Source organism: Celeribacter marinus (assembly GCF_965656515.1).
GTDB classification, from domain to species: Bacteria; Pseudomonadota; Alphaproteobacteria; order Rhodobacterales; family Rhodobacteraceae; genus Celeribacter; species Celeribacter marinus_D.
In genome coordinates, this window is the sequence record NZ_CBFHKW010000016.1 from 10,347 (window position 1) to 37,017 (window position 26,671).

The following is a 26,671-nucleotide window of genomic DNA, read 5'->3' on the forward strand; positions in this document are numbered from 1 at the left end:
CCGCTCTCGTAGAATTTTCGGCCGACTTCGGGAAATCTGTCACTTTCGGCGACGGCAGTGCGAAAAATGGCCAATCCAAAGTCTGATAGCATGTAGTCTATAAGCTTGCGGCCGACGATGGGCAAAAGAACTTCAGGCGGCGAGGTCATGTCGAGACTGCCAGCCCCTTCGTCTGCCTGCCGCTTCATCTCGCGGCTTGCTATTTCGATGAACAGCGCACGTTTGTCGGGGAAGTAGCTGTATAGCGTGGCCTTAGACACTTGAGATTCACGAGCAATATCGTCCACGGACGCCCCTTCGTAGCCGTCGCGTAGAAATACCGTGCGCGCGCCCTCGACCACTTGGTCGAACTTACGGCCTTTTTTGATTTCTAGGTTCCGCACGAGATTTATCACTCCAGAGTTTCGCCCGACAATAGCGACTTAATAACGCGTGGCAAAGCAAGTTGGTAAGCGTAAAAAAGGGGCAAGCCCGAAGGCCTGCCCAGTACTCGACAGGGATGTCGGTAAACGACTGCAAGGAATATCCTCGCAGCGCGTAAAAACTAAACCGACTAGTTTAGATGTGCAAGGGAAAACTAAACCGAACTGTCTAGCTTTCAGACTTGCAGAATTTAGAGTGTGTGCATAATTTAGAATAATTCTAAAAGGAGATTACGATGGTCCCGGGTTTTGCCAATAGACGCAGGTTTTCCGATCTGACGGAGCAAGAAATTCTTGCTCTAGCAATTTCATCCGAAGAAGACGATGCGCAGATCTACCGCTTGTACGCAGAGCGCTTGCGCAGTGATTTTCCTGATAGTGCTCTGGTTTTTGATGGAATGGCGGCCGAAGAAGACGGCCACCGCACCGCGCTAATTGAGTTGCACAAGAAACGGTTTGGAACTGTGATCCCGCTCATTCGTCGCGAACATGTGTCTGGGTTTTATGCACGTAGCCCTGTGTGGTTGATTGAGAACCTTGGCCTCGAGCGGATGCGGGCGCAGGCGCGCGAGATGGAACAAAGTGCCGAGGCGTTCTACCGAAAGGCCGCAGCACAAACCACGGATGCAGATACCCGCGCGCTTCTGGGCGATTTGGCCGCTGCCGAGGCAGGTCATGAAAAAAAGGCAGGTCAATTAGAAGCGGCGCATTTGGGCCAAGACGAGCGCGCACGCGAGGACGCGGATGCGCACCGAAAATTCGTACTCACATGGGTTCAACCCGGTTTGGCGGGCCTTATGGATGGGTCGGTGTCTACGTTGGCGCCGATCTTTGCGACAGCATTCGCGACACAAGATACCCATACCACCTTTCTCGTCGGTCTTGCGGCCTCTGTTGGCGCAGGGATATCAATGGGGTTCACCGAGGCCGCGCATGATGATGGCGTTATTTCGGGCCGTGGCTCCCCGATCAAACGGGGGTTTGCGTCAGGAATCATGACGATGGTGGGCGGCCTTGGGCACGCCTTACCGTATTTGATCACCGATTTTTGGACCGCGACAATCATTGCGTTGATTGTTGTGTTCATAGAGCTGTGGGCCATCGCGTGGATTCAAAATAAATTTATGGAGACGCCATTTATGCGCGCTGCTTTTCAGGTTGTGCTTGGTGGCGCACTGGTATTCGCTGCGGGGGCGCTTATCGGTGGTGGCTGATGCGCCATTGATGTCTTTCAACACGAGGCGATGCCGTGACCAAAATTTATGTTGATGCTGACGCTTGCCCTGTCAAAGACGAAGCGGAAAAAGTTGCGACACGCCATAAGATTGCGTGCTTGTTCGTGTGCAACGGCGGGTTGCGACCCTCGCCCAATCCATTCGTGGAAATGATCTTTGTGCCCGATGGGCCTGATGTGGCCGATATGTGGATCGCAGATCGCGCAGGGTGCGGAGATGTCGTGGTGACAGGCGATATCCCCCTTGCGGCAAAGGTCGTAGCGGCAGGTGCGCGTGTGATCAAACACAACGGTGAAGCATTGACCAAGGCCAACATTGGAAACGTGTTGGCCACACGTGATCTAATGGCGGATTTGCGCGCAGCGGATCCTTTTCGCCAAGGCGGTGGAAAGCCGTTTTCCAAGATGGATCGTTCGCGTTTCCTCGACGGATTAGATCGCGCCATTCAAGCTGCAAAGAGAGATATAGCATGACCGTAGATGCTGTGGTTTTTGATATTGGCAATGTCCTGATCGAATGGAACCCCGAGCGGCACTATGATGCCACGATCGGAGAGGCGCGGCGCAAAGAGATGTTTGCGGCGGTTGATCTGCACGCGATCAATGATCGGGTGGATTGCGGACAGCCGTTTCGCCAGACGATTGAGCAGGCCGCGTTGGAATACCCAGAATTCTCGACAGAGATCCTGATGTGGTATCACGATTGGATCAAGATGGCCGCACTTGCAATTCCGCAATCGGTGGCTCTGTTGCGTGCGCTGCGGGCCAAAGGTATTCCTGTTTTTGCGCTCTCTAATTTTGGCATTGAAAGCTTTGAGTTTGCAGAAACGAAGTATCCGTTTTTGACCGATTTCGATCGGCGCTATATTTCTGGTCGCATGGGATGTGTGAAGCCGCACGCATTGATTTATGAAATGCTTGAGGCTGATTGCGGTGTGGCACCTGCGGGTCTTTTGTTTGCCGATGACCGCGCGGACAACATTGCCACTGCACAGGCGCGCGGGTGGCAAACGCACTTGTTTGACGGGCCGCGTGGTTGGGCGGAGCGTCTTGTCGCCGAGACCTTGTTGACGCGCGCTGAGGCGGGCCTTTAGGCGATTGCTTGTGCAATCCTTTGTCCCAAAGGCACTTCTTTAATGGGCAAATGCACAATGGCAGAGAACGCCCCAACGCCGACGCCAACCCACCAAACGGCCGTGTAGTTGCCGTAGATATCGTAGAGCCGACCGCCAAGCCAAACACCCAAAAATGCACCTAATTGGTGTGAGAAAAATACGATTCCGTAGAGCGTTCCCATGTACCGCAGTCCGTAGATATGCGCCACAAGCCCCGATGTAAGTGGCACGGTTGCAAGCCATAGCGCCCCCATCACCACCGAGAACACAATCACGGATGTGGGTGTGATGGGGAAAAATATAAACGCAGCCGCCGCAATCGTGCGTGCCACATAAATGCCGGCCAACAAGTACCGTTTGGAATAGCGATTCCCAAGATACCCCGCCATCAATGTGCCGCCAATATTGGCCAATCCGATCAGCGAAATAGAGATCGCACCGAGCGCAGAGGTCGACGTCACACCAATGGACGCAAGCGTGCCGGACGGATCAATTGCGCCGCACATCTCGGTTATCAGGGCGGGAAAGTGCGCGGTGATAAACGCCAACTGATACCCGCATGAGAAGAAGCCCAGAAAGATCAGTGTATAGCTCGGATCGCGAAAAGCCTTGCCGAGAATAGCACCAAGGCTTTCTTCCAACTCAGCCTTTGAGGCGGTTTGAGGGGCGCGCATAAGTGGCAATGCAAAGAGCGATAACAAGATCGCCGCAGCGAATAGAACAAAGACATTCTGCCATGACATTGTGGACAGCAACCACTCTGCAAGCGGCGCACCAAACACTTGCCCCGCCGATCCGGCAGCGGTTGCAATGGCCAATGACATGGAGCGGTTTTTGTCAGACGATGCACGCCCAACGACCGCAAGAATGACGCCAAACCCTGTACCCGCGATGCCGAACCCCACGAGGATTTCATAGAACTGATGCCCCTCGGGTGTGACGGCAATCGACGATAGAACCAAGCCCGCAGCATAGGCCAACGCTCCCAGAATAATGGCCTTTCTATCGCCCATCCGTTCTGCAATCGCGCCGAAAATGGGTTGGCCAAAGCCCCATGCGAGGTTCTGGATTGCAATCGCCATTGAGAATTCGGCACGCGGCCAGTTGAATTCGGTGGCGATGGGGATTTGGAACACTCCAAAGGAGGCACGTATTGAAAAACTGATGAGCATAATGAGACATCCGCCAATCAAGACGGGCGTAAACAGCGGGGTGCGTGTATCGGACATTTATGTCTCCTTTGGCCCAGATGTCGTTCACTGTGTGAGTGGCGTCAATCAAAACCTTGGCATGGGATCGATCATCTTTCCTTATGACCCGTTGCGCGGTAAGGGGAGATATGAAGAGTTTAACAGATATATACGCGAGTAAAGTTGCCGCCGGCGCGTTAACCGCTGACCCTGCTCAGGAGGCAATTTTGCCCCTGTTCGATGAGGTCTACGCGGCCTTGCGCGCGGCCCCGCGCGGCAAAAGCGGATTGTTATCCCTGATTGGTGGACGCAAACCGCCACCTGTCATCAAGGGGCTATACCTATGGGGCGGTGTCGGGCGCGGAAAATCTATGTTGATGGACCTATTCCATGCGCATAGCCCCGTTCCATCGCGCCGCGTCCATTTCCATGCCTTCATGCAAGAGGTCCAGGCGGGTATTCATGCGGCGCGCCAAAAGGGCGTCGAGGATGCAATTGCGCCGGTGGTCGAGAGTGTAGCTGACGGTATCAGGTTGCTATGTGTTGATGAGATGCAGATCACCGATATTGCCGATGCCATGATCGTCGGTCGCCTGTTTGAGGGCTTGTTCAAAAAGGGCGTGACGGTCGTGACAACCTCGAACCGTGTCCCTGACGATTTGTATAAGGATGGTTTAAACCGCCAACTTTTCTTGCCGTTTATCGCGTTGATCAAAGACCGGTTAACCGTCCACCATCTGCACTCGCCTGTCGACTACCGGCAGGGACGATTGACGGGGACGCCCGTCTATTTCCACCCTGTGGATGAGATCGCGCGCAGAGCGATTGCAGAGATTTGGACTGATCTCACGGGCGGACAAACCGAGGGGCTTACGCTGCACGTAAAAGGGCGCGAGGTTCTGCTTCCGCGTTTTCACAACGGCATTGCGCGTGCGACATTTTGGGATCTTTGCGCACAAATGTACGGCCCCGCCGATTATCTGGCCATCGCCGATGCGGTCAAGTTGTTGATCCTAGAAGAAATCCCACGGCTCTCGCGTAGCAACTTTAACGAGGCAAAGCGATTTGTGACGCTGATCGATGCTCTCTATGAGGCGAAGGTACGCCTCGTTGTCACGGCTGTAGATGAGCCCGAGCGCCTGTATATCGAGGGTGCCGGTGCGTTTGAATTTGAACGCACAGCGTCGCGTTTGCGTGAGATGCAAGATGCCAATTGGGGACACGACTAGCCGCCCCTCTCGACTGTTTCACAACGAAAAAGGCCGCCCGTTATGGCGGCCTTTGGCAGTTTTGGAGGGGCGCTTATTCGCCCGCAACGGTGGCCGCAGCGCCGCGTGTGTCGATCCACGGATGAGATGTAAGTGCGGCATCCATTGCGGCGTGCGCATCATCAACAAGCTGTTGGCCATCAAACCCTTTGGCTGTGACATCAGCAATCCACTCGGCTGTGACCTCTTCGCCAAGAGCGCGGATTTTCGCGGTTTCCTCTTCGCTCAGAACCGCGATTGTGTTGTCCGATGCTGCAATCTCGCCAAGTCCATCTTCGTCGCCACGATCGTATGCGGCTCCCGACCATTCCGAGGCCATGGCACCGGAATTGGCATCGATTACAGCCTTGAGATCATCTGGGAGGCTATCATACTTGGCTTGGTTCATCGCCCAAATGAAGTAGAGATTGTAGAATGATCTGTCGCCTGCAACGTCTGTGTGGCTATCGGTCAACTCATCAAGCTTCAAAGAGGGTGCCATTTCAAAGGTGATTACGCCGCCATCCAACACGCCTTTGGCCAAGGCCTCGGGGAAGGCGGGGACGGGCATGCCGACAGGTGTCGCACCAAGTTTGTCGAGTAATAGGGTCGACGTACGCGTTGGTGCGCGCAGCTTCAATCCTTTGAAATCCTCAATGCGTGTGAGAGCTGGTCCCTTTTTGTGGACAAGCCCCTCGCCGTGCATGTGCGCAGCTAGAACTTTGACGTCCGCAAAATCATCCATCAGGTGCTTTTGGGTGAATTCCCACGCGGCGATTGAGGCCAATTCGCCCGACTTCGCAGTCATGAAAGGAAGTTCCATCGCCTCGACTTCAAGAAAACGACCCGGTTGGTAACCGGGGATAATCCAGCCGCCATCAATCGCACCATCGCGAATAAGGTCGTATTGATCAGGAGCTTTGCCGCCAAGTTGCATCAACGGGTATAGCTCAATCTTGATGCGCCCCGCAGATTCCTTCTCGATTTTGTCGGCCCACGGCTGCATGAAATACATCGGCGATCCAGAGGCGGGAGAGACAAAATGCTGAAACCGTAGCGTCACGTCTTGGGCAAATGCGCTGCCCGTTGATGTGAGTGCAACCAGAGCTGCGGTGGCTGCGGATTTAAAAAGTATGTTCATGTGTCGCGTCCCTTTCAGGCTGATCGGTAAGAGATTGACGTATCGTCACTCTGGCGTGGGTGCTTGGTAAGTTAGTTAAAAGTGGTGCGCAATAACGCCCGAAAATTTTTACCTGACCGTTTGATCAAAGCTTGAGCGGGGGCGCGACCTGCGTTGTGCGTCGCCCAATAGGCTATGCGGTGTAGGTCGGGTGGAACCGTCCGGTTGGCGACAGTGTGAAAATTTCGAACCCGTCAGCGGTTACACCGATAGAATGCTCGAATTGTGCGGACAGAGATTTGTCGCGCGTCACGGCGGTCCAGTCATCGGCCAAAACTTTGGTCTCTGGACGGCCAAGGTTGATCATCGGCTCAATGGTGAAAAACATTCCCTCCTCTAGGACAGGGCCCTGACCCGCGCGTCCGTAGTGCAACACATTGGGGGGAGCATGGAACACGCGACCCAATCCGTGTCCGCAAAAATCACGGACCACCGACATGCGTTGCGCCTCAGCGTATGTTTGAATCGCGTGACCAATGTCGCCAAACGTATTGCCCGGCTTCACCATTTCGATCCCTTTAAAGAGGGCATCATGGGTCACTTGGATTAGGCGTTCGGTCTTGCGGGACAATTTTCCCGCGACATACATGCGTGAGCTGTCTCCAAACCACCCGTCCTTTATGACCGTAACATCGATATTCACGATGTCGCCATCTTTCAACTTTTTGGCGCTGGGGATGCCGTGACACACAACGTGATTGATCGAGATACAGGTTGCGTGCTTGTACCCTTTGTAGTCGATGGTCGCAGAGGTGGTGCCGAGTTCGGTTACCCGCCGCTCAACAAACGCATCGATATCTTCGGTGGTCGCACCTGGAACAACAAGATCCGCGACCTCATCAAGGATCTGAGCCGTAATTTGCCCCGCGGCATGCATGCCCGCAAAATCTGATGCCTCATGAATTCGAATGCCGTCTTTGGTTATGCGGCCGTGATGCGTGTCGTCCAAAATGCTCTCCATTCGCTTTGAGCCACGTATAGTCTTTTGTGGGGAAAAGGGCCAGTGGCGAAGCCTCACACGTCCGCAATGGATGTCGGGTTAAATGTGACACCCTCGGGTGAGGCGCTTACCCCGAACGCGATGACCTCAACCCCCGCCGTGCGCGCCGCAATTTCGGCCGAGCCGTACGTAGGGTCAATATCGGACGCGACGCGAAATTGATCACAATCCGTGCGGCCGATCAAATAGAGCATGACGGCACGATCGCCCTCTTTGACGCGTGCGGATAACTCGCCAAGATGCTTGGCCCCCCGCGCTGTTTTGCTATCGGGAAATTCAGCAAGACCTGCGTGGCGGCTCAAAGTGACTGACTTCACCTCGACCCAGATCTTTTCGCAACCCTGTGTGACAAGAAAGTCGGCACGGGAGTTCTCGCCGTATTTTACCTCGGCGCGGACCTCGCCCGACACGCCTTTGATCATGCCGGCCTCGAGCGCCTCTTTGATCACGCGGTTGGCAATCCCCGTGTCGACCACAACCGTGGCCCCGTTAACCTCAACGAGCCGCAAACCATATTTCAGCTTTTTCTTTGGGTCATCGTTTGGCTCGACCCATACGGTCAAGCCTTCGTCGGCGAGCCCCATCATTGATCCTGGGTTCGGGCAATGGGCCGTCACTTCTCGCCCGTCTGGGAGGCGAATATCCGCCAAAAAGCGTTTATAGCGGCGAATTAGAGTCGCAGGAATGAGTTCGGTTTGAAAGCGCATGACCACAGCTCTATACCTAAGACCAAGTGATGCTCAAGGAGAGACCTAATGTCGACCGTAAATCCGAACCCTAGCGCAGCGATGCTCGTCATTGGTGACGAAATTCTGTCTGGTCGCACACGTGACGCCAACATGTATTATCTCGCGGGTGAATTGACCAAACGCGGCGTCGACCTCAAAGAGGTGCGTGTGGTTTCGGATGATAGGGACGCAATCGTGTCCGCCGTCCGCGCGCTTTCAACCGCCTACGACCATGTATTCACATCCGGTGGCATCGGTCCAACCCATGATGACATCACGGCCGATTGCGTTGCTGAGGCGTTTGGTGTCTCAATCGATGTGCGCGATGATGCGCGCGTTTTGTTGGCGGCGCATTACGCGGCTCGCGGCGCAGAGTTCAATGCCGCGCGCATGCGCATGGCGCGTATTCCTGATACCGCGACATTGATTGAAAACCCCGTGTCGATTGCGCCTGGATTTACAGTTCAAAATGTCCACGTGATGGCGGGTGTTCCGAATATTTTTCAGGCGATGGTAGCATCGGTAATGCCAACCCTTACGGGTGGTTCGCCGCTATTGTCACAGACCTACCGCATTGATAGCCCCGAGAGCACGGTCGCGGAACCGCTTGGCGATCTTGCTGCACGCTATCCGGATCTGTCGATGGGGTCATATCCGTTTACGCAAGACGGCGCATTTGGCACCAACATTGTGATTCGGGGGATTAGTGGCGCACAGGTTGAGGCCGCGATGATTGAGCTGGCCAATCTATTTCCGCGCGGATGAGCGTGCGGGTGTCGTCATGGTGGCACGCTGTGCGCCCGATGGATATTCTGTGCTTGGAATAGCGGCGCTTGGCCTCTACCTATACCGCAAAGGGAGCCTGTGGCGACGTGACGATAAATCTTGGTGTTAAACCTGTTCTGACGTTGTTCGCGGCCATTTGGTTTAGTGCGCCTGCGTGCGCGTTGGATTTACCCGCCTCGGCTATTATGACTGCGTCCAAAACGGACGCGAACAGCATTTCGTTCCCGGTTTCAGCGGTTCAAAACGGCACAACTCAATTTGATGCCGTTCAGGGTCAGATCACCACACGCGCATATAAAATAGCGGGATCTAGCCTCACAAGTTTCCAAGCCATAGAACCGCTAAAAGCGCAGTTGCAAGCCGATGGTTTTACGATTGCTTTTGCATGCGCGGATACGGTCTGTGGCGGGTATGATTTTCGATATATGTTAGACCTTGTTTCACCACCAAACATGTTCGTGGATTTGGGTGACTTCCAATATGTTTTGGCGCAGCACGGCGATGGTCGGCGCGTGTCGGTTGTTACCAGTCGTGCGGGACAAGCCGCTTTTGTGCAGTTGACCACAGTTACCCCGCAGACCGGCGCCGATGATCAGGAGCCACGAGCGTCCATTCCATTGGGACAGGTCAATCCATCGGCTGATTTGCCTTTGATCGAGCAACTCACCACGCTAGGCCACGCCGCGTTAGAAGATTTGGCGTTTGAAACAGGGTCTGCACGCCTTGGTGTCGGGCCGTTTGCGTCACTGGCCGCCATAGCGTTGTATTTACGAGACCGCCCTGATGTGCGTGTGGTCTTGGTCGGGCATACCGATAATGTGGGCGGCTTGTCGGGCAATGTTGCCTTGTCAAAGGACCGTGCCGCCTCAGTGCGAATGAGACTCATTGACCGACATGGCGTACCCGCCGAGCAACTTGGGGCGCAGGGTGTGGGGTATCTCGCACCACGCATATCGAACGCAAACAAAGATGGGCGCAGTATGAACAGAAGGGTCGAAGCGATCCTCGCCCCGACCCAATAAGTCTGAAAATTTAGCGCCTCGTTAGTGCGAGAGAGCTACCACTTGTTCGGGCCTTTTTCGGCAAATGAATGCACGAGAAAGTCGATGAAGGCGCGAACCTTTGGCTGGGTGAAGCGACCCGGTGGGTAGACCGCGTAGATGCCTTGGGTCTCTGCCGGAAGATCGGGAATTGCTTCCTCGACCAAACCTTTTTCAAGCGCGTCGGCGTAGAGGAAGGATGGCAAGTAAGCGATGCCAAGGCCGGAAATGGCAGCGTTCAAAAGCGATTGACCATCGTTGACGGTCAACCAGCCTGCGGTGCGCACTTGGCGTTTTTCACCTGATGGAGCCGTGAGTTTCCACACGGCGGAGTTTGCCTGATTTCCGTAGTGCAACAACTTATGATCATTGAGATCGTCGATTTTTTGCGGACGACCGTATTTTTGGAAATATGAGGGCGATCCGACCATCATCTTTGTCGTTTCGGTCAGCTTGCGTGCGCGTAGCGTGCTATCTTCCAACTCACCGATGCGAATGGCCATGTCGAAGCCTTCGGAAATCAGTTCTACGTAACGGTTGTTGAGGACCATATTGACGTTGATGTCCGGAAATTCCGATAGAAAATCGCCGAGGACAGGAGATAGGTGATTCACACCGAAATCCGTTGCAACCGAGATGCGCAACAGGCCCGATGGGTCCGATTGCATAGAGCTGACAAGCGCGTCTGCCTCCCCCGCATCATTGAGAACGCGGCGGGCGCGGTCGTAATAGGCCAAGCCAATTTCGGTCGGACTTACACGGCGTGTTGTTCTATTTAGAAGCCGCGCGCCGAGGCGGGCCTCAAGCGAGGAAACGTGCTTGGATACGGCAGATTTTGAAATCCCCATTTTCTTCGCAGCGTCTGTAAAGCCACCTTGGTCTACGACCGTGGCAAAGGCTTCCATTTCTGTCAATCGGTCCATGTTTTCTACCTACAGTATCTTCCTGATTGCAGATGAACATGATCCCCAATTCGGGCAACAATGGGGTGAGCGCGGGACAATAGCGTGATCAATTCGTCTATCGTCTTCGCTCAGGAAACAAGGAAATAGTGCGTTTCCACCCTGTATTTCAGGGGCTTAGAGTGTTGAGGCGAGGCGCGCGCCCTGATCAATCGCGCGCTTTGCGTCCAATTCGGCGGCAACATCTGCCCCGCCGATCACATGCACAGTGCGTCCTATGTCCTCAAACGCATCCGCCAACGACCGCTCGGATACTTGTCCTGCACAAAGCACAATTGTATCGGCTTCGATCAACTGCCGCTCGCCATTTTTGGTGATGACGATCCCGTTAGCGGTAATCTCTTCGTAGGTGGCACCACCCAGCATGCGCACGCCTTTCATCTGAAGCGCTGCGCGGTGTATCCAGCCTGTTGTTTTGCCCAGCCGCTTACCAGGTTTCTCCGCTTTGCGCTGTAGCAACGTCACCTCACGAATAGCGGCCTCGGGGTTCGGACCGCTGAGCGAGACCCCACCACGATCGTGCTGTGGATCGGTGATGCCCCATTCGTTTTTCCACTCTTTAATGTCGAGTGTGGGGCTGTCGCCCGTGGTCAGAAACTCGGCTACGTCAAACCCGATCCCACCCGCGCCGATCACGGCGACACGTTTTCCAACGTCCACCTTATCGCGCAAAACGTCGATGTAGGAGACGGTGTTGCCGTGGGCGTCCTGTCCCGCAATCTGTGGGTCACGCGGCACAACGCCTGTGGCAATGATGACCTCGTCAAAGTCCGCGAGCATTTCAACCGTAGCATCCGTATTCAGGCGTTGCGTGATTCCCGCATTTGCAACGGTAGTTGTGAACCAATCTACAAGACCATGGAACTCTTCCTTGCCCGGAACCTGACGCGCCATGTTGAGCTGACCGCCCAAACGGTCGGAGCGATCAAACAGTGTGACCGCATGTCCGCGCTCAGCGGCGACAATTGCTGTCATAAGGCCAGCAGGACCAGCACCGACCACGGCTACGGATTTGGCATTGGTGACGGGCGAATAGACGAGGTTTGTCTCATGGCAGGCGCGCGGATTCACAAGACATGATGTAAGTTTACCCGAGAATGTATGATCAAGGCAGGCTTGGTTACAGGCAATGCACGGCACAATTCTATCTGCTTGGCCGTTTTGTGCTTTGGCAACAAAATCGGCGTCCGCGAGAAAGGGCCGCGCCATGGATACCATGTCGGCGCACCCCTCCGACAAGACGGCCTCAGCGACATCTGGGTGGTTGATGCGGTTGGATGTGACGACCGGAATGGACACCTCACCCATCATCTTTTTCGTCACCCATGAAAAGGCACGGCGCGGAACAGATGTTGCAATCGTTGGTATGCGGGCCTCATGCCAACCGATCCCTGTGTTTAAGATCGTAGCACCAGCGGCCTCGACCGCTTTGGCGAGCATCACAACCTCTTCCCATGTTGATCCGTTGGGGATGAGGTCAATCATCGAGATACGGTAAATGATGATGAAATCCGTGCCGACGGCTTCGCGCACGCGCTTTACGATTTCAACGGGGAACCGCATGCGCTTTTCATAGGTTCCGCCCCAGCCGTCCTCACGCGTGTTGGTGTGGGTGACGAGGAACTGATTTATCAAATACCCTTCGCTCCCCATGATTTCGACCCCGTCATAGCCTGCGTGTTGAGCGCGCTTTGCGGCGGTGGCGTAGTCCGCGATTTGCTTTTCGATCCCAGCCTCATCCAAGGCTTTGGGAGAGAAAGGGGAGATAGGAGACTTGATTGCGGAGGGAGCGACGCATTCGTGGCTATAGGCATAGCGGCCCGCATTGAGGATTTGCATTGCGATTTTGCCGCCCTCGGCGTGAACGGCATCCGTTACGCGGTGGTGGTTGGCAATGTCGTCGTCTGTGTAAAGACCCGCGGCACCAGGAAACACACCGCCCTCTGAATTGGGAGCCATGCCGCCGGTCACGATAAGCCCGACACCGCCCTTGGCGCGCGCGCTGTAGAATGCGGCAACCGCGTCCCAGTCTTTACGTTCCTCAAGTCCGGTATGCATCGATCCCATGACGGTTCGGTTTCGCAGGCGCGTGAACCCGAGATCAAGTGGCGCGAGAAGGTGTGGGTATGGTGTTGCGTGTGTCACGTCGTGGGTCTCCCTATCAACGTTACATTGCGCGGGGAGCCTGTGTGTGTCACGCAAGACGCGGCGTCAAAGCGGCTTAAGCTGCGCCCGTTTCCATGCAGTGACGGCGGAATGCGCGTTTGAGCATATCAAGTTCGGCTCGCATCAAATCCAGTTCGGCACGCATATCATCGTTGATATCCTCACCCGCAAAAACGGTGCATGATCCGAGGCGATCACCCGTTGCACGGTCCGTAAACAAAAACGTGGATATCCCATCGTTAAGCGCATCAGTCGGAATTGTGAATTGAAACACATAAGTGCCAGCGCGGTCGGGTATCTCTGTCAATGTATGGCCTGCAACGGGGACATCTAGACACGTGACCTCGATTTCGGGCATGTCCGCTGCGGGGTCGGCGAGAGATAGTTCTCCCTCCCATACGCCGGCTCGTAGGCTTGTTTTTATGAGCGTTACATTTGACACTTTTGCGTCCTTAAATTTGTGCACGTGGGCGGCGTGACAATGTCACATCGCGCAATAGGATCTGGTTCATTCGCGGCCCCTCAAAAATGAGATCTACCCATAGTTTCTCAACACGCTTTTCATCAAGATTGGTATAGGCGAGATCAAATTCGACAAAAACGTCATCGGTGTGCAGAGGCAATTCGCGCACCATTTCGTCGCTGTTGGGTCCGTGTTTGATGCTGAGGCGTGCGAAAATTTCGATCGGGCTTTCGACGTCTACAGTGCAATCAAGGCGGATTACATGCCGTTTTCCAAGTCCGTCACAAACATCACTTGGCAGGTCAATCGATAGCGAGAGAAACGAGCCATCAAAACGAAATACATCTAGGCCAAGGCCAAAGGGCGCGAGATCGGTTTCCGATCTGTTACGCAGTTGGCGAAAGGTAAGTTCTGACACGCGGCAATCGTGAAAAATAGTGGCCTCGGCGCCAATGGTCGTTTTTGTTTGAACAGACGCGCCTCCAATAGGCTGGATTGGCCCGCGCCATATTTCGGGGCGGTAAGACCAGTCCGTGTATAGTGGCAATTGCATCGCGTTCGACCCGATCAGTGGCAGGGTCAATCGCCCGTCAGCGACAAAAAGAAAGGCGTCGATTTTGTTGCGCAGCATCTTTGCTTGATGCCGCAGGTCGCGCAATGCATCGAGGTTGAGGGAGTGTGAATCTTTTGAGCGCCGCGCCCAGCGGGCCAGCGTTATGCGGTTTACCCGCCGTTCTATCAAACTCAAAAATCGCCCGCGCATTCGACTAAGCCAACCCTTCACGCCGCTTTCAAAGCATGTTCGCTTCAAAAGGTTTCAATTCTACAAACTATTGATTTCTAGCTAACTCGTTTCTTATTCGGAAACAATAACCGAGCGGCCATCAAGGTTTGCTTGTAGCACATCCTCTGTGAAATATGTGATCTGGCGTTTCATCTGCGCGCCACTGAGGGGATAGGCGGTGAATGGCATCACGGTCAGTGTCACGATTCGTCCCTTTATCAACGCGACCGCGCGCCAATATTCGTTTGAAAACGCGCCCATTGGATTTGGGGACCGATCCAGCGCATGGATGTAGTAGGCATCCCCCCGAGCGTAGCTGTCGATCAGCGTCACATCACTTGACTGGCCAGAGCGTGCAAGCGCCGCACGTCCGCTATCCGTTGAAAAGAAGGTCGCTAGGACATCTGGGTCTGCGACTGCTGGCGATGATACTGGCGCAGATATCGACGCGGTCAACACGGCTAAAGGTGCATCATCGGCTGACAATGTGCGTCCCTTGAGCGCGTCACAATTTGCCATAAGCGCAAAGCCAGTGGCCGCTTCGTCACGTAAGGATTGCGTGTCCACACAGTACCCGTCAGGGCCACGCAGGACGATGCCTGAATGCGCAAAGGTCACGGATGGCGCACTTTTGGGGTGTGTGAGCGCGCTCAATGTTGGGAGTGTCATTTGACATGCACATAACGTCAGGACGCCAAAAGCCAAGCACATGCGGCGAAACAATAAAACCATAGAAACTCTCCCTGCGTCCACTCAAACGCGCGTGTGGGATACAGATCATAGCGCGTTTACACAAGCACAACTCCCGTTGCCGCGAGGGGCGAGGGTGATATACATGGAGACACATCGAGGAGATCACCACGTGAAAAGTGACGCTTATGCGGATATGATCCGTTCGGCACAGCGCCGCCCTGAATTTTGGCGTGTTTTCGTTATGTTAGGTGTTGGGTTGGCGGTTGGCCTGTTTGCTACTCCGTTGTTCTTTCTCACATTGGGGTCCGCCGATCCTGCGCTACATGCAATTACTGTCGATCCGTCTGGGCGGCCACGCGTTGGGGTGACGCCCGGCGGTCTGTTCGTGGTGCTTTCAGGCTTTGCGATCTTGATCGTTGCCACCGTCATGTTGGCCGAGCGGCTGACAGCGCGCACCCTGCGCGACATAACGGGGCCAAGTGCGCTGATGCGGCGTGATTTTTGGGTCACTCTAAAGTGGATGATCGGGCTTTTGGCGGTCATGTTGATCCTGCCGTGGGGTGCCGATACCCAAGTGATCGACGCGCAATATGACATCGGGCAATGGCTGTTTTGGGTTCCTTTCGCGCTCATTGGCCTGATGGTTCAGGTTTTGGCAGAAGAGCTGTTTTTTCGCGGCTACCTACAGACGCAGATTACGGGAGCCACAAAGTCCTACGCATTTGGCATTGTGGGGTCGGCCTTTTTGTTCGGGGTCGGGCATGTTAGCCCCGTTGTCGACGGCGTTGCCGGTTATTTTCCAGTGGTCTGGGCTATATGTTTTGGTGTGGTCGCGGGTGATTTGACGGCGCGATCTGGGTCAATCGGCCCAGCCGTTGCCCTACATCTGGTCAATAACTTTGCCGCAATGATGTTTGCCCCACACAAGGACGTGCTCTCTGGATTTGGGATGTGGGTGTCGTCGGCTGATCTCGGCGCGCTTTACTCCGACCCGTTGATTATATTGCACGAATTTTTATTCCTTGCTGTCACTTGGCTTGTTGCGCGGGTGGCCATCAGGCGTTGATTGCAATTCGCGCCGCGAGGTCTTATCTGAAGGCACAACAAAAACTTTGCTCAAAGGCACTGGTATGAACTGGATTTCCAATTACGTCCGCCCCAAAATCGGGTCGCTTTTCTCCAAACGTGACACGCCAGACAACCTTTGGACCAAATGCCCCGAATGTGGCGCAATGCTTTTCCACCGTGAATTGGCGGACAATCTCAACGTTTGCACGAGTTGCGATCATCACATGATGATTACGCCGCGTGATCGCTTTACCGCGCTTTTCGATGGTGGCGTCTTTGTTGAGGTCGCCGTGCCCGAGCCAATCGAGGACCCGCTAAAGTTCAAAGACCAGAAAAAGTATCCCGAGCGGATGAAGGCAGCCCAGAAAAAGACGGGCGAAAAAGAGGCGATGCTTGTGGCCGAGGGTGAAATTTCACGCACTCCGATCGTGGCCGCAGCTCAGGATTTCTCGTTTATCGGTGGATCAATGTCGATGTATGTCGGCAATGCGTTCATTGCGGGTGTGGAGCGTGCAATCAAACTGAACCGTCCCTTTGTGATGTTTTCGGCCGCGGGTGGCGCGCGTATGCAGGAGGGTATTTTGTCCTTGATGCAAATGCCGCGCACGACTGTTGCGTTGCAAATGCTCAAAGAGGCGGGCCTACCATATATCGTCGTTTTGACGCACCCGACCACGGGCGGCGTCACCGCATCTTATGCGATGCTGGGGGACGTGCAGATTGCGGAGCCAAACGCCCTTATTTGTTTTGCGGGTCCGCGTGTGATCGAGCAGACCATTCGCGAAAAACTGCCTGAGGGTTTTCAGCGGGCGGAGTACTTGCTCGACCACGGCATGCTCGACCGCGTTACACACCGGATGAAATTAAAGGACGAGTTGACGACGATTTTGCGGATGCTCGGGAATATGCCGCCAGTTGTGGTCGCCGATTTACCTGCTCCAACGGCACAGGACATGACGGATGATGTCGATGTGAGCGAGGCAACGGATGCGCCAGAGATCGCCAAGTGAGTGAGCAAGGTTCGGATGTCATCCTTGAACGGTTGATGTCGCTGCACCCAAAGGTGATCGATCTCGTTTTGGATCGTGTATGGGCCTTGTTGGCTGCGCTCGACAATCCTGAGCGCAAATTGCCGCCCGTGATCCATATCGCGGGCACCAATGGCAAAGGCTCCACACAGGCCATGATCCGGGCCGGACTAGAGGCTGCGGGGCAATCCGTGCATGCCTATACATCGCCGCATCTTGCGCGTTTTCACGAACGCATTCGTGTGGCGGGATCATTGATTGCCGAACACGATTTACAGGCTGTTTTGGAAGAATGCGAAGCGGCCAACGGCGGCGCGCCGATTACGTATTTTGAGATCACGACAGTGGCCGCTCTCTTGGCGTTTGCGCGAACGCCTGCGGATTATACGTTGCTTGAGGTCGGACTCGGTGGGCGTTTGGATGCCACCAACGTGGTCGAGAAACCTGCCCTATCGATCATTACGCCGGTCTCTATAGACCATACCCAATTCTTAGGCGACACCATCGGTGCCATAGCCGGTGAGAAGGCGGGGATTATCAAACGTGGTGTGCCCGTTGTTGTCGGGCCGCAAACGGATGAGGCGATGGATGTGATCGAAGCGCGCGCGATGCGTCTCGGTGCGCCCCTATTGGCCTATGGTCAGCAGTGGCATGTCTGGGAAGAGCGCGGGCGGCTGATCTTTCAAGATGAACATGGGCTGTGCGATCTGCCTTTGCCAAACCTGATCGGCGCACATCAAATACACAACGCGGGTGCGGCGCTCGCGGCATTGCGCTATTTGAAACTTGGCGAGGTCGCATGCGAGGCGGCTGTGACTAAGGCGCAGTGGCCTGCACGTATGCAGCTCTTGCGCTCTGGCCCGCTATGCAAAGCCGCGCCATCCGCGCAAATCTGGCTCGATGGTGGCCACAATCCCGCAGCGGGGGACGCTCTTGCCGAGGCTTTGTCAAAACTGCCCGCGCGCGAGACGGTCTTGGTCTGCGGTATGCTCAACACAAAAGACATTTCGGGGTATTTACGCCCGTTGGCCGCGCATGCCGATTGCCTTTATGCGGTGTCTATTGTCGGTGAGACAAACACGCTCGCGGCCGATGTTACGGCGTCACATGCAAAAGATGTCGGGATGACGGCCTGCGTCGCGCAAAGCGTTGATACCGCCGTGGCTAACATCGTAGCGTCCACGCCCAATGCGCGGATTTTGGTTTGCGGCTCTCTCTATCTGGCCGGAAATGTGCTGCGCGATGGCAACGCCTAAAGGCCAATCCGCGCACATAACTCATTCATTGAGCGTAGATGCTCCGCCCCCTCGGCCACCAATCGCGCCCCATCTCCATCTCGATCAAATCCGAAACAACGGATACCGGCGCGGCGTGCAGAAATGCAGCCGGACGGGCTATCGTCGATCATGACACAGTCTTCAGGCGCAACGCCCTCGGCGCGTGCCGCAATAAGTAAAAGCTCAGGATCGGGCTTGGCTGTGCCATGAGTATGGGCCGAGTGAATGCGGCCTTTGAGGCGCGCATGCAGATCGGGGTAGGCGCCAAGCGTGATGTCCATTTTCGCATCTGGTCCGTTGGATGCCACGCGGTAGGGAATGCCCGCCGCGTCCAGCGCCTCAAAAACCGCCACCACACCTCCAACGAGAGGCACGCCCTCGCGCAGGCGGTTGAACATCTTGACGTAGAATAAATCGACCCAATCTTGTGGCAACGCCGCCCCGTTTTCACGCGCTTTCTTAGCGACATTTGCCATGAGCAGTCCCGTATAATCGCGCTCAATATCGACCATTGTGAGGTCGAGACCGTGCGCCGCAAAGTCATCACGTAGGAGGTCCAGCGTGGGGGGCTCACTATCGACAATAACGCCGTCACAGTCAAAAATCACGAGTTTTGGCAGGGTCATGCGGGCTCCAAAAATGAAATTGTGGTGTCGCCATAGCGGCGGCTATCGAGGATGTTCAATGTGTCGGGGCGCGAAATGGGCGCGCTCTCTTCCCACACAATCAGGGCGGTGTCCGAAATCCACCCCCCTGCCAAAGCGGATGAAATTGCTTTTTCGCCCAAGGCTTTGCCATAAGGAGGGTCGAGAAAGATTAAGTCATAGGGAGCTGCGGGGTTGGATGGTAGGCGTGTTGCATCCGTATGGATGATGGTTGTTGCACCGGCCGCTTTGCACAGTTTGATGTTTTGACTGACGAGGCTTTGTGCCTTTCGTCCGTTGTCGACAAATGTCACATGGCTCGCGCCGCGCGAGAGCGCTTCCAACCCGAGTGCACCGGTGCCGGCGAACACGTCGAGCACTCTCACATCGGTGATCGGATCGCCGTAACGTCCGCCCATCAACACATTGAATAGGCTTTCGCGCACGCGGTCGGTGGTAGGACGTAGGTGTGCGGCAGGATCGCCCTTGCCAACGGCGGCGAGCGCGATGCCGCGACAGTGCCCTGCGATAATCCGCATCAGGTACGCAACAATGATTTGAGGTCGGACACAGGGTCCGCGACCATGTCCGGATCGGCCGTTTTGCCGCTCTCGATCAAGCGTTTTGCAATCATGTAACCACGCGGATCATTCATGGCATCTACTGCGATGAGCTGCCCGTTGCGATAGTACCAATGCGACCGCGCGCCGTCATTTTCGCGCACAACGACTTGATCATGCCCCGTAGACAGCCCCGCAATTTGAAGTTTCACATCGTATTGATCGGACCAGAACCACGGCTTAGGCGTGTAGCACACATTGAGCCCGAGCATGTTTTGCGCCGCAATTTCCCCTTGGTCGATCGCATTTCCAACGCTCTCGATGCGGATGTGTTTCCCATAGTGAGGAAAAGACGCGCAATCACCGGCGGCGAAAATCGAAGGATCGGATGTGCGTGCGCAGAGGTCTGTCACGATGCCGTTGTCGATGCTTAGGCCCGCGGTCTCGGCCAAACGTGTGTCCGGTGCAATGCCAACCCCGACGATGACGAAATCAACGTCTAGGACTGTGCCATCGGTTAGGATTGCGCCACTCACACGGCCTTCGCCTGTGAGCTTTTGTAGCCCAACACCCTCACACAATTTGACCCCATGCGCCGTATGGAGCGTGCGAAAATAGTCCGAGGTTTGGGGAGATGCCACGCGTTGAAGAATGCGATCTGCCATTTCCACCAGCGTCACGTTTAGGCCTTTCTTGGCGGCAACTGCCGCGGCCTCCAAACCGATATAGCCGCCCCCCACAATGAGGACGGATGCGCCCGATGTGAACTGAGGTCGGATCGCATCAGCGTCTGCAAGCGTTCGCATGGTATAGACGCCATCTAAATCGCCACCAATTTTGGCAGGCAAACGGTGCGGCCGCGCCCCTGTTGTAAGCGCTAGCGCATCGTAGCTTAGCACCTCGTCGCCCAACGTGACGGTCTTTGCCACGGGATCAATGGACGAGACTTCGCGTCCCGTGATCAGATCAATGTTTTCATCGGTGTAGTATTGTTGGGGTCGCAGGTAGATGCGATCCAGTTCCATATCCCCGAGCAGATAGGATTTTGATAGGGGAGGGCGTTGATACGGCGGGGCGGCCTCATCACCAATCAGTGTAATTTTACCATCAAAGCCTTCGGCACGCAGCTTGGTAACGATTGACTGTCCCGCCTGCCCGGCTCCGATGACAATAAACTTGCTCATGGCATTTCCCTCTGGTCGCACCGCATACAGAACCTATATCGTTGGGGTAAGGAAACACAACGTGAAGGAAGTTATTAAATGACAATTTCTGTCGGGGACACACTCCCAAGTGGAACTGCACTCATCTTGGGTGAGAATGGTCCAGAAGCCGTAGACATGGGCGCAAAGTTCAAAGGCCGCAAGGTTGTTTTGTTCGGGTTGCCCGGCGCCTACACTGGTGTATGTTCGACCTCGCATGTGCCAAGCTTTGTCCGCACCAAGGGCCAGTTTGACAGCAAGGGCGTAGACGAAGTTATTTGTATTTCGGTTAACGATCCCTTTGTGATGGCTGCGTGGTCCAAAGATACCGAAGCCGCAGGTGTTGGCATTACGATGCTCGGTGACGCCGATGGAACGTTTACCAAAGCACTGGGTATGGATTTTTCTGCACCTCCCGCAGGCCTTATCGATCGCTCCAAACGTTTCGCACTTTATGCCGAAGACGGCGTTGTGAAAGTCCTCCATGTAGAGGCGAGCCCTGGTGAATGCTCTATTTCGGGCGGCGAAGCGTTGCTGGCCGAGATCTAATCGCACCCCCATAGACATGAAAACGCCCGCAGGATGTTGCGGGCGTTTGATAGTTTATGATCCTGAATTGATCAGGGTCTGTGTCGGGAACGGAATGTCGATTCCCGCAGCATCAAGTGCCTCTTTGACTGCGCGTTTTATGTCGGCCTGATATTTGAAATAGTCCGGTGACGACACCCAAACGCGCACCAGAAAATCGACCGAAAAATCACCAAGATTGTTTACTTGTATAAATGGCTCCGGCTCACTCAGGGACCGTGGGTCCGCAAGGATCGTAGCGCGAATGGCCTCCTCTGCGGCTTTCAGGTCTGCACCATATCCGACTCCGAATATCCATTCCGCGCGGCGGGTTTGGTTGGTGGAAAAGTTAGTGATGATATTGCCCCAAACCTGTGAGTTAGGCACGATCACCTGCACGTTGGAGACATTTGCGAGTTCGGTGAAGTTCAGCGAGATATCTTTGACCGTGCCTGACATGCCCGCGACCTCGACAAAGTCACCATTCTTGAAGGGGCGAAACAAGACGATCATAACACCTGCCGCCACGTTGGAGAGCGTGCCTTGTAGGGCCAGGCCGATGGCCAAACCCGCCGCACCGATGACCGCAACGATGGAGGTTGTTTGAATCCCGAACGTGTTCAAAACGATGAGGACGGTGAAGCCCAAAATAATATAGCGCGTGATATTGCCCAAAAAGTTGAACAAGGTGTCGTCTAGTTTTGCATGGCGTTTGCTAATGCCGCGAATACGACGACCGGCCCATCCCGACAAAAACATCCCCACGAACAAGATCAGTAGAGCACCGACGATGGAGCCGGCAACGCCTGCAAGAAACTCAAGCGACAGGTAATCTCCAACTGTGTTGCCGTTGTAGATATCGTAATTCAGAAGTTCTTCGATCATGCGTTCGCGGCCTTATCCATGTCTTGCGCCAATGTGATGTCTTTCATCGTCACCCCGTTGGCGTCATGTGTTGTCAGGGTGACAGCAACTGTTTTGTAGACGTTCGTCCATTCGGGATGATGGTTCATCTCTTGCGCGATGCGTGCCACACGGCTCATCCAATCGAAAGCAGAAACGAAGTCTGAAAAGACAAATGTTTTTGAAAGTGCGTGTCCGTCACGGGTTCGGGCCCAGCCTGCATTCTCCAATGGCGTAACGAATGTATCCAGGTCCGCACGCGATAAAAGCTCAGTCATGATCGCTCTCCTTTTGTGAGTTTTTGAACGGTCCATAGGCGGTTAAAATCTCCACCTCGCGGTCCACCGCTCGGCGCTCGGCGTCCAAAAAATCGCTGACCGCGTTGCGAAATCCCGTATCTGCGATCCAGTGTACAGAATGCGTTGCGCTTGGCATATAACCACGGGCGAGTTTGTGCTCGCCTTGTGCGCCGGCCTCGACGCGTGCGAGCCCATGCTCGATCGCGTAATCGATGGCCTGATAGTAGCACAGTTCGAAATGAAGGCACGGATGATGCTCCGTACAGCCCCAATAGCGACCGAACAACGTTTGAGTGCCGATGAAGTTTAGGGCACCTGCAACAGGTGTGTCTCCCCGCATCGCAAAGACCAATAAAACATCATCGCGCATCGTCGCATGGAGGCGATCAAAGAATGCGCGCGTGAGATACGGAGTACCCCATTTTCGCCCCCCTGTATCTTGGTAAAAGGTCCAAAAGGCATCCCAATGATGAGGTTGGATTTGATCGCCTGTCAGGCGCACAATTTCGCCGCCAAAGCTCTGTGCGGTTTCGCGTTCTTTTCGAATATTCTTGCGTTTGCGTGACGATAGGTCTGACAAAAAGGCGTCGAAATCCGGATAGCTGCGGTTGGTCCAGTGGAACTGTTGGCCCGTGCGAGCCAGAAGGCCCATGTTTTTGCCTGATTGTGCCTCGTCAAACGAGCAAAATGTAGCGTGGACCGATGATAGCCCGTGCCGTTCGGCGATGGATACGGCCCCCTTAATCAGCGCGGCCTGTCCAATCTCGTTGTACCCGTCGCGTACCAAAAAACGACGTCCCGAAACGGGCGTAAACGGAACTGCAATTTGGAGTTTCGGGTAGTAGTGTCCTCCAGCGTTCTCATAGGCGTCTGCCCATGCAAAATCGAACACATATTCACCCTGACTGTGACTTTTCAGGTAACTCGGCGCGACCGCGATGAGCGTGCCATTGGAGCGCGCGCCAATGTAGCGCGGCACCCATCCCGTTTGTCCCCCGACCGATCCGCTCTCTTCCAATGCTTTGATAAAGCGGTGCGTTGTAAACGGGTCTTGCGCACGGCCCGTCTGTGGGGCGCGTGCACATGCATCCCAATCCGCGACATCGAACTCATTAATCGATGGGATGAGAAAGATTTCGATTTCATCGGCCACGCGCACCTGCTCCTTTTGGTATGTGCATTAGCTGGCTCGCATCACGCGGAGGTCAAGCGGGGATATAACCCTCAAAGGTGATGTTGTCGGCGATTTCGCGCGCTTTTTGCTCTATGTGGGCCGATTTCACAGTCCAGCATAAGATAGGGACGCCGCGGCTTTGCAGGTCCAAAACGGGTTGATCCCCAAGTGCCCCTGCTTTGTGCGAGATAAAGCAGGCCCCAACACGGTCAAAATCCGGAATACCCCGAAGGTGCGAACGGATATCGTCACTTAGCAGTTGCCAGTCGCGTTTTGGGTAGTCGCATGTGGTCAGTCCACGCGCAATATGGGGGGCAAGGTTTGCCATTGCAGCCACGGAGTGAGGGTTGAATGACATAACTGCAACATCGCCGTCATATTCATCGATGACCCGCGCCACTGCGCCCTCTAGGGCTCCAACGTTTGGCCCCATCCTCCCGTCTTGATCTTTGATTTCGATGAGCACGGGAACGCGGCCATCAATGCGCGCCAATACCTCTGCGAGTGTAGGGATGCCGATTTCACCCGTGATATATGCAACGCGTGATAACTCTTGCGCCGTGCACTGCGCGATCGGCCCTTTGGATGTTGTCACGCGGCCAAGATCGTAGTCGTGAAACACCATGGCGGTGCCATCACGGCTCGGTTGGACGTCGATCTCTATCCCGAAACGGGCGGTGATTGCCGCGTCGATGGCGGCAATACCGTTCTCAATGCGACTCACATTACCATCATGTAAGGCGCGATGCGCAATGGGACGCTCAAGGAACGCCTGTGGCAGTGAACAGGGTTTCATCGGCTAAACCAGTTCGAAGATGGCCTCAATCTCGACCGCAACGCCGAGAGGTAGCGAGGCTGCCGAAACTGCGGAACGCGCATGGCGACCCGCATCGCCAAGAACCTCGACCATGAGGTCGGAGGCACCGTTGATCACTTTGGGTTGTTCAATAAAGTCAGGGGTCGAGTTTACAAACCCGACAAGCTTTACCAAGCGTGCCACTTTAGACAAATCGCCCGTAGCGGCCTTTGCTTGTGCCAAAAGGGCCAAGGCGCATCTTTGCGCCGCCCGTACGCCGTCATCGACGCTCAGGTCTGCGCCAAGTTTGCCTAAAATCAATCCGTCTGGCCCGCTTGAGATTTGGCCAGAGACAAAGAGGTGTTTGCCTGTGACTACGAACGGCACGTAGTTGGCTGCGGGCGCTGGTGCGTCGGGCAAAGTGTGACCTAAGGCGGAGAGGCGGGCTTCGATATCAGACATGTGATTTCCTTCAATTTTCGCGGAACGCGCGGTTGAAGTAATCTGTGAGGGGTTTCGTCAGATATGCAAGGGGCGTTCGTTCGCCAGTGGAGATAAACGCCTCTACGGGCATGCCGGGGAGTAACTCGCTTCCGGCCGGCAGCCGCTGCTTTTGTGCGTCCGACAATGAAATTTCCGCTAGGTAAAACGTGGCCCCACTCATATCGTCGGTAAAGGCATCCGCTGAAATTCGGGTCAACGTGCCTATAAGTTCCGGCGTGCGCCGTTGGTCAAAGGTTGTGAACCGCAATCTAACGCTCTGTCCGGGGTACACCTGATCGATATGCGTGGGACTTATGCGCGCGGAGATAACAAGAGGGCGGTCTTGCGGAACGATGTAGAGAAGAGGTTCGGCGGACGATATCACAGCGCCGGGTCCGAACACTGACAAATCGTAGATAATCCCATCCATTGGGGCGGTGATGACCAGCCGTGCCTTGCGGGCTGCGAGGGCTGCGACTTGTTCGTGTAACTGTGCGGTCCTGTTTTGGACGTCACGCAATTCGCTAATCGCAGTTTCTCGACTATCTGACGCAAGCTTTAGAATGGACAGGTCAATCTCTGTGATTTGAGCGTCTGCTTGGGCAATGGTTGCGTCAATGCGACCCAACTCGCCTGACAGGCCAATAACCTCTTTGCGCAACGCCGTCACACGGCTTTGTTGGGTGAGGCCGCGCTCGCGCAGCGATGCCTGATCGACCAAGTCGCCTTGCGCTAAGGAGCGTTGTTCCTCTAACGCCGCGCGTTGTGCATTGAGACCGTCAATCTGCGCCGCAATTTGGGTTTTCCGTTTTTCGAGCTGCTCGATTTCCTTTTGCTGCGTGAGTGTGCGTGCGGAGAATAGATCGACCTGCCCCGCAATTTGTAGCTGCATTTCAGGGTGCCCGTCAGCACGCTCCAACAGGTCTTGGGGAAAGGCAATCTTATCGGAGTGATCGCGTTCCGCCTCAAGGCGAGCAGACCGTGCAATCATGTCATAAAGCTGGCTTTCGGCGATGCGCAGGTCGTTTTGTAACTCATTTGCGGAGAGGGTCAAAAGCGGGGTTCCGGCGGTGACGGCATCGCCCTCGCGGACGTTCAAAGTTGCCACAACGCCGCCGTCACGGTGAGCGACCTCTTGGCGGTTTTGATCAACCTGCAATTTACCTGAGGCCACGACGGCTCCATCAATGCGGGCAACTGTGGCCCACCCACCAAAGCCTGCGATCAATAGCGCGACGAGTAAAAAGCCGATGCTCAAAAGGCGGGCCGCGCCCCATTGCCCGTCACTGGATTTAGGTTGGGTTTTGTGTGAGGAACTCATTGGACACCTCCCATTCCGCCGCGCTGTATATCGGCACTGTTTTGCACAGTTTCTTTTAGGACTGCGTCTTTGGGTCCAAAGGCGCGCCGCGCGCCCCCATTCAGCACCAAAAGCCTTTCACACTCTTCAATGGCTGAGGGACGGTGCGCCATGATCAAGATTGCGCCACCCTCGTCCTTGTGATTTCGGATCGCGGTATTGAGAGCCATAGTGCCCTCGTTGTCGAGGTTCGAATTCGGCTCGTCTAGGATAACCAAGACGGGCGTGCCAAAGAACGCTCGAGCCAATCCAATGCGCTGTAGCTGCCCGCCTGACAACAATCCGCCAGAGGATGAGACA

30 protein-coding genes are annotated in these 26,671 nt (G+C 55.1%); 10 read left to right on the top strand and 20 right to left on the bottom strand.

The window, feature by feature from the left end:
• Positions 1-383 (bottom strand): TetR/AcrR family transcriptional regulator (locus ACTG34_RS05590; RefSeq protein WP_439103997.1); only part of this gene is annotated, 383 nt, incomplete at its 3' end.
• A 275-nt stretch (positions 384-658) separates the two neighbouring features.
• On the opposite strand from ACTG34_RS05590, the gene mbfA reads away from it, so the two are divergent.
• The 3 genes from mbfA to ACTG34_RS05605 are packed head-to-tail and all read left to right on the top strand — an operon-like array spanning position 659 to position 2,750.
• On the top strand, positions 659-1,636 hold the full coding sequence (gene mbfA / locus ACTG34_RS05595) for an iron exporter MbfA (RefSeq protein WP_439103998.1): 978 nt from the start codon (positions 659-661) through the stop codon (positions 1,634-1,636).
• Positions 1,637-1,671: 35 nt separating this feature from the next.
• On the top strand, positions 1,672-2,130 hold the full coding sequence (locus tag ACTG34_RS05600) for a YaiI/YqxD family protein (RefSeq protein WP_439103999.1): 459 nt from the start codon (positions 1,672-1,674) through the stop codon (positions 2,128-2,130).
• Positions 2,127-2,750 carry an HAD family hydrolase gene (locus ACTG34_RS05605; RefSeq protein WP_439104000.1) on the top strand — a complete coding sequence of 208 codons (624 nt, stop codon included), beginning with the start codon at positions 2,127-2,129 and terminating at the stop codon, positions 2,748-2,750. The genes ACTG34_RS05600 and ACTG34_RS05605 overlap by 4 nt, the downstream gene beginning before the upstream one ends.
• Here ACTG34_RS05605 and ACTG34_RS05610 read toward each other — a convergent pair.
• On the bottom strand, positions 2,747-4,000 hold the full coding sequence (locus ACTG34_RS05610; RefSeq protein ID WP_439104001.1) for an MFS transporter: 1,254 nt from the start codon (positions 3,998-4,000) through the stop codon (positions 2,747-2,749). The two genes, ACTG34_RS05605 and ACTG34_RS05610, sit on opposite strands and share 4 nt — an antisense overlap.
• 110 nt (positions 4,001-4,110) lie before the next feature.
• Here ACTG34_RS05610 and zapE point away from each other — a divergent pair, with 110 nt between their 5' ends.
• The gene (gene zapE, locus ACTG34_RS05615; RefSeq protein WP_439104002.1) at positions 4,111-5,190 is read left to right on the top strand and encodes a cell division protein ZapE; all 1,080 of its coding nucleotides are present in this window, start codon (positions 4,111-4,113) and stop codon (positions 5,188-5,190) included.
• Between the two features lie 73 nt (positions 5,191-5,263).
• On the opposite strand, the gene ACTG34_RS05620 is transcribed toward zapE, so the two are convergent.
• The 3 genes from ACTG34_RS05620 to sfsA all read right to left on the bottom strand — a co-directional run bounded on the left by ACTG34_RS05620 (position 5,264) and on the right by sfsA (position 8,095).
• The gene (locus ACTG34_RS05620; protein WP_439104003.1) at positions 5,264-6,349 is read right to left on the bottom strand and encodes a TRAP transporter substrate-binding protein; all 1,086 of its coding nucleotides are present in this window, start codon (positions 6,347-6,349) and stop codon (positions 5,264-5,266) included.
• 172 nt (positions 6,350-6,521) lie between these two features.
• Entirely contained in the window at positions 6,522-7,337 is an 816-nt protein-coding gene (map, locus tag ACTG34_RS05625; protein WP_439104004.1) for a type I methionyl aminopeptidase, read from the bottom strand.
• A gap of 65 nt (positions 7,338-7,402) precedes the next feature.
• Positions 7,403-8,095 carry a DNA/RNA nuclease SfsA gene (sfsA, locus tag ACTG34_RS05630; RefSeq protein WP_439104005.1) on the bottom strand — a complete coding sequence of 231 codons (693 nt, stop codon included), beginning with the start codon at positions 8,093-8,095 and terminating at the stop codon, positions 7,403-7,405.
• Between the two features lie 48 nt (positions 8,096-8,143).
• Between sfsA and ACTG34_RS05635 the strand changes: the two genes are divergently transcribed.
• Together ACTG34_RS05635 and ACTG34_RS05640 are read left to right on the top strand one after the other, a co-directional pair.
• Entirely contained in the window at positions 8,144-8,881 is a 738-nt protein-coding gene (locus ACTG34_RS05635; protein WP_439104006.1) for a competence/damage-inducible protein A, read from the top strand.
• 107 nt (positions 8,882-8,988) lie between these two features.
• On the top strand, positions 8,989-9,924 hold the full coding sequence (locus ACTG34_RS05640; protein WP_439104007.1) for an OmpA family protein: 936 nt from the start codon (positions 8,989-8,991) through the stop codon (positions 9,922-9,924).
• A 35-nt stretch (positions 9,925-9,959) separates the two neighbouring features.
• On the opposite strand, the gene ACTG34_RS05645 is transcribed toward ACTG34_RS05640, so the two are convergent.
• The 5 genes from ACTG34_RS05645 to ACTG34_RS05665 form a co-directional block, all read right to left on the bottom strand.
• Positions 9,960-10,865 (bottom strand): LysR family transcriptional regulator, encoded by a 906-nt coding sequence (locus ACTG34_RS05645; protein WP_062217638.1) that lies wholly within the window; start codon positions 10,863-10,865, stop codon positions 9,960-9,962.
• A gap of 156 nt (positions 10,866-11,021) precedes the next feature.
• Positions 11,022-13,049: an FAD-dependent oxidoreductase gene (locus tag ACTG34_RS05650; RefSeq protein WP_439104008.1), complete on the bottom strand. Its 2,028-nt coding sequence runs from the start codon at positions 13,047-13,049 to the stop codon at positions 11,022-11,024.
• Between the two features lie 76 nt (positions 13,050-13,125).
• Entirely contained in the window at positions 13,126-13,512 is a 387-nt protein-coding gene (locus tag ACTG34_RS05655; RefSeq protein ID WP_439104009.1) for a hypothetical protein, read from the bottom strand.
• Positions 13,513-13,522: 10 nt separating this feature from the next.
• Positions 13,523-14,296, bottom strand: a complete 774-nt coding sequence (locus tag ACTG34_RS05660; protein ID WP_439104010.1) for a DUF6478 family protein — start codon at positions 14,294-14,296, stop codon at positions 13,523-13,525.
• Between the two features lie 93 nt (positions 14,297-14,389).
• A complete protein-coding gene (locus ACTG34_RS05665) occupies positions 14,390-14,986 on the bottom strand; it encodes a hypothetical protein (protein WP_439104011.1) in 597 nt (198 codons plus the stop codon).
• A 193-nt stretch (positions 14,987-15,179) separates the two neighbouring features.
• On the opposite strand from ACTG34_RS05665, the gene ACTG34_RS05670 reads away from it, so the two are divergent.
• The 3 genes from ACTG34_RS05670 (at position 15,180) to ACTG34_RS05680 (ending at position 18,362) form a co-directional block, all read left to right on the top strand.
• Positions 15,180-16,076, top strand: coding sequence for a lysostaphin resistance A-like protein (locus ACTG34_RS05670; protein ID WP_439104012.1), 897 nt, complete (start codon positions 15,180-15,182; stop codon positions 16,074-16,076).
• A 64-nt stretch (positions 16,077-16,140) separates the two neighbouring features.
• Positions 16,141-17,088 (top strand): acetyl-CoA carboxylase, carboxyltransferase subunit beta, encoded by a 948-nt coding sequence (accD, locus tag ACTG34_RS05675; RefSeq protein ID WP_062221059.1) that lies wholly within the window; start codon positions 16,141-16,143, stop codon positions 17,086-17,088.
• A complete protein-coding gene (locus ACTG34_RS05680; protein WP_439104013.1) occupies positions 17,085-18,362 on the top strand; it encodes a bifunctional folylpolyglutamate synthase/dihydrofolate synthase in 1,278 nt (425 codons plus the stop codon). The genes accD and ACTG34_RS05680 overlap by 4 nt, the downstream gene beginning before the upstream one ends.
• Here the strand turns inward: ACTG34_RS05680 and ACTG34_RS05685 are convergent.
• Genes ACTG34_RS05685 through ACTG34_RS05695 form a run of 3 tightly spaced genes read right to left on the bottom strand, consistent with a single transcriptional unit; the run spans position 18,359 to position 20,771 of the window.
• Positions 18,359-19,009, bottom strand: coding sequence for an HAD family hydrolase (locus tag ACTG34_RS05685; RefSeq protein ID WP_439104014.1), 651 nt, complete (start codon positions 19,007-19,009; stop codon positions 18,359-18,361). The two genes, ACTG34_RS05680 and ACTG34_RS05685, sit on opposite strands and share 4 nt — an antisense overlap.
• Positions 19,006-19,566: a 16S rRNA (guanine(966)-N(2))-methyltransferase RsmD gene (rsmD, locus tag ACTG34_RS05690; protein ID WP_439104015.1), complete on the bottom strand. Its 561-nt coding sequence runs from the start codon at positions 19,564-19,566 to the stop codon at positions 19,006-19,008. The genes ACTG34_RS05685 and rsmD overlap by 4 nt, the downstream gene beginning before the upstream one ends.
• Positions 19,566-20,771 (bottom strand): NAD(P)/FAD-dependent oxidoreductase, encoded by a 1,206-nt coding sequence (locus ACTG34_RS05695; protein WP_439104016.1) that lies wholly within the window; start codon positions 20,769-20,771, stop codon positions 19,566-19,568. The genes rsmD and ACTG34_RS05695 overlap by 1 nt, the downstream gene beginning before the upstream one ends.
• Positions 20,772-20,849: 78 nt before the next feature.
• On the opposite strand from ACTG34_RS05695, the gene ACTG34_RS05700 reads away from it, so the two are divergent.
• A complete protein-coding gene (locus ACTG34_RS05700; protein ID WP_439104017.1) occupies positions 20,850-21,338 on the top strand; it encodes a peroxiredoxin in 489 nt (162 codons plus the stop codon).
• Between the two features lie 54 nt (positions 21,339-21,392).
• Here the strand turns inward: ACTG34_RS05700 and ACTG34_RS05705 are convergent, their stop codons facing one another.
• From ACTG34_RS05705 to ACTG34_RS05735, 7 genes are all read right to left on the bottom strand, one after another.
• A complete protein-coding gene (locus ACTG34_RS05705; protein WP_439104018.1) occupies positions 21,393-22,241 on the bottom strand; it encodes a mechanosensitive ion channel family protein in 849 nt (282 codons plus the stop codon).
• Positions 22,238-22,537 (bottom strand): 4a-hydroxytetrahydrobiopterin dehydratase, encoded by a 300-nt coding sequence (locus tag ACTG34_RS05710; RefSeq protein WP_439104019.1) that lies wholly within the window; start codon positions 22,535-22,537, stop codon positions 22,238-22,240. The genes ACTG34_RS05705 and ACTG34_RS05710 overlap by 4 nt, the downstream gene beginning before the upstream one ends.
• A complete protein-coding gene (locus ACTG34_RS05715) occupies positions 22,530-23,711 on the bottom strand; it encodes a GNAT family N-acetyltransferase (RefSeq protein WP_439104020.1) in 1,182 nt (393 codons plus the stop codon). Before ACTG34_RS05715 ends, ACTG34_RS05710 begins: the two co-directional genes overlap by 8 nt.
• A 52-nt stretch (positions 23,712-23,763) precedes the next feature.
• Positions 23,764-24,528, bottom strand: a complete 765-nt coding sequence (locus tag ACTG34_RS05720) for a glycerophosphodiester phosphodiesterase family protein (protein ID WP_439104021.1) — start codon at positions 24,526-24,528, stop codon at positions 23,764-23,766.
• A 3-nt stretch (positions 24,529-24,531) separates the two neighbouring features.
• Positions 24,532-24,990, bottom strand: coding sequence for a RidA family protein (locus ACTG34_RS05725; protein WP_439104022.1), 459 nt, complete (start codon positions 24,988-24,990; stop codon positions 24,532-24,534).
• A gap of 10 nt (positions 24,991-25,000) precedes the next feature.
• Positions 25,001-26,332 (bottom strand): HlyD family type I secretion periplasmic adaptor subunit, encoded by a 1,332-nt coding sequence (locus tag ACTG34_RS05730; RefSeq protein WP_439104023.1) that lies wholly within the window; start codon positions 26,330-26,332, stop codon positions 25,001-25,003.
• A partial coding sequence (locus ACTG34_RS05735; protein ID WP_439104024.1) for an ATP-binding cassette domain-containing protein occupies positions 26,329-26,671 on the bottom strand: 343 nt, incomplete at its 5' end. The genes ACTG34_RS05730 and ACTG34_RS05735, both read right to left, overlap by 4 nt.

What these genes read in the sequence shown, in the direction of transcription:
- mbfA (WP_439103998.1), top strand. Translation starts at nt 659, where the DNA reads ATGGTCCCGGGTTTTGCCAATAGACGCAGGTTTTCCGATCTGACGGAG.
- ACTG34_RS05605 (WP_439104000.1), top strand. Translation starts at nt 2,127, where the DNA reads ATGACCGTAGATGCTGTGGTTTTTGATATTGGCAATGTCCTGATCGAA.
- ACTG34_RS05610 (WP_439104001.1), bottom strand. Translation starts at nt 4,000, where the DNA reads ATGTCCGATACACGCACCCCGCTGTTTACGCCCGTCTTGATTGGCGGA.
- zapE (WP_439104002.1), top strand. Translation starts at nt 4,111, where the DNA reads ATGAAGAGTTTAACAGATATATACGCGAGTAAAGTTGCCGCCGGCGCG.
- ACTG34_RS05620 (WP_439104003.1), bottom strand. Translation starts at nt 6,349, where the DNA reads ATGAACATACTTTTTAAATCCGCAGCCACCGCAGCTCTGGTTGCACTC.
- sfsA (WP_439104005.1), bottom strand. Translation starts at nt 8,095, where the DNA reads ATGCGCTTTCAAACCGAACTCATTCCTGCGACTCTAATTCGCCGCTAT.
- ACTG34_RS05635 (WP_439104006.1), top strand. Translation starts at nt 8,144, where the DNA reads ATGTCGACCGTAAATCCGAACCCTAGCGCAGCGATGCTCGTCATTGGT.
- ACTG34_RS05645 (WP_062217638.1), bottom strand. Translation starts at nt 10,865, where the DNA reads ATGGACCGATTGACAGAAATGGAAGCCTTTGCCACGGTCGTAGACCAA.
- ACTG34_RS05660 (WP_439104010.1), bottom strand. Translation starts at nt 14,296, where the DNA reads ATGCGCGGGCGATTTTTGAGTTTGATAGAACGGCGGGTAAACCGCATA.
- ACTG34_RS05665 (WP_439104011.1), bottom strand. Translation starts at nt 14,986, where the DNA reads ATGACACTCCCAACATTGAGCGCGCTCACACACCCCAAAAGTGCGCCA.
- accD (WP_062221059.1), top strand. Translation starts at nt 16,141, where the DNA reads ATGAACTGGATTTCCAATTACGTCCGCCCCAAAATCGGGTCGCTTTTC.
- ACTG34_RS05685 (WP_439104014.1), bottom strand. Translation starts at nt 19,009, where the DNA reads ATGACCCTGCCAAAACTCGTGATTTTTGACTGTGACGGCGTTATTGTC.
- rsmD (WP_439104015.1), bottom strand. Translation starts at nt 19,566, where the DNA reads ATGCGGATTATCGCAGGGCACTGTCGCGGCATCGCGCTCGCCGCCGTT.
- ACTG34_RS05695 (WP_439104016.1), bottom strand. Translation starts at nt 20,771, where the DNA reads ATGAGCAAGTTTATTGTCATCGGAGCCGGGCAGGCGGGACAGTCAATC.
- ACTG34_RS05700 (WP_439104017.1), top strand. Translation starts at nt 20,850, where the DNA reads ATGACAATTTCTGTCGGGGACACACTCCCAAGTGGAACTGCACTCATC.
- ACTG34_RS05705 (WP_439104018.1), bottom strand. Translation starts at nt 22,241, where the DNA reads ATGATCGAAGAACTTCTGAATTACGATATCTACAACGGCAACACAGTT.
- ACTG34_RS05710 (WP_439104019.1), bottom strand. Translation starts at nt 22,537, where the DNA reads ATGACTGAGCTTTTATCGCGTGCGGACCTGGATACATTCGTTACGCCA.
- ACTG34_RS05720 (WP_439104021.1), bottom strand. Translation starts at nt 24,528, where the DNA reads ATGAAACCCTGTTCACTGCCACAGGCGTTCCTTGAGCGTCCCATTGCG.
- ACTG34_RS05725 (WP_439104022.1), bottom strand. Translation starts at nt 24,990, where the DNA reads ATGTCTGATATCGAAGCCCGCCTCTCCGCCTTAGGTCACACTTTGCCC.
- ACTG34_RS05730 (WP_439104023.1), bottom strand. Translation starts at nt 26,332, where the DNA reads ATGAGTTCCTCACACAAAACCCAACCTAAATCCAGTGACGGGCAATGG.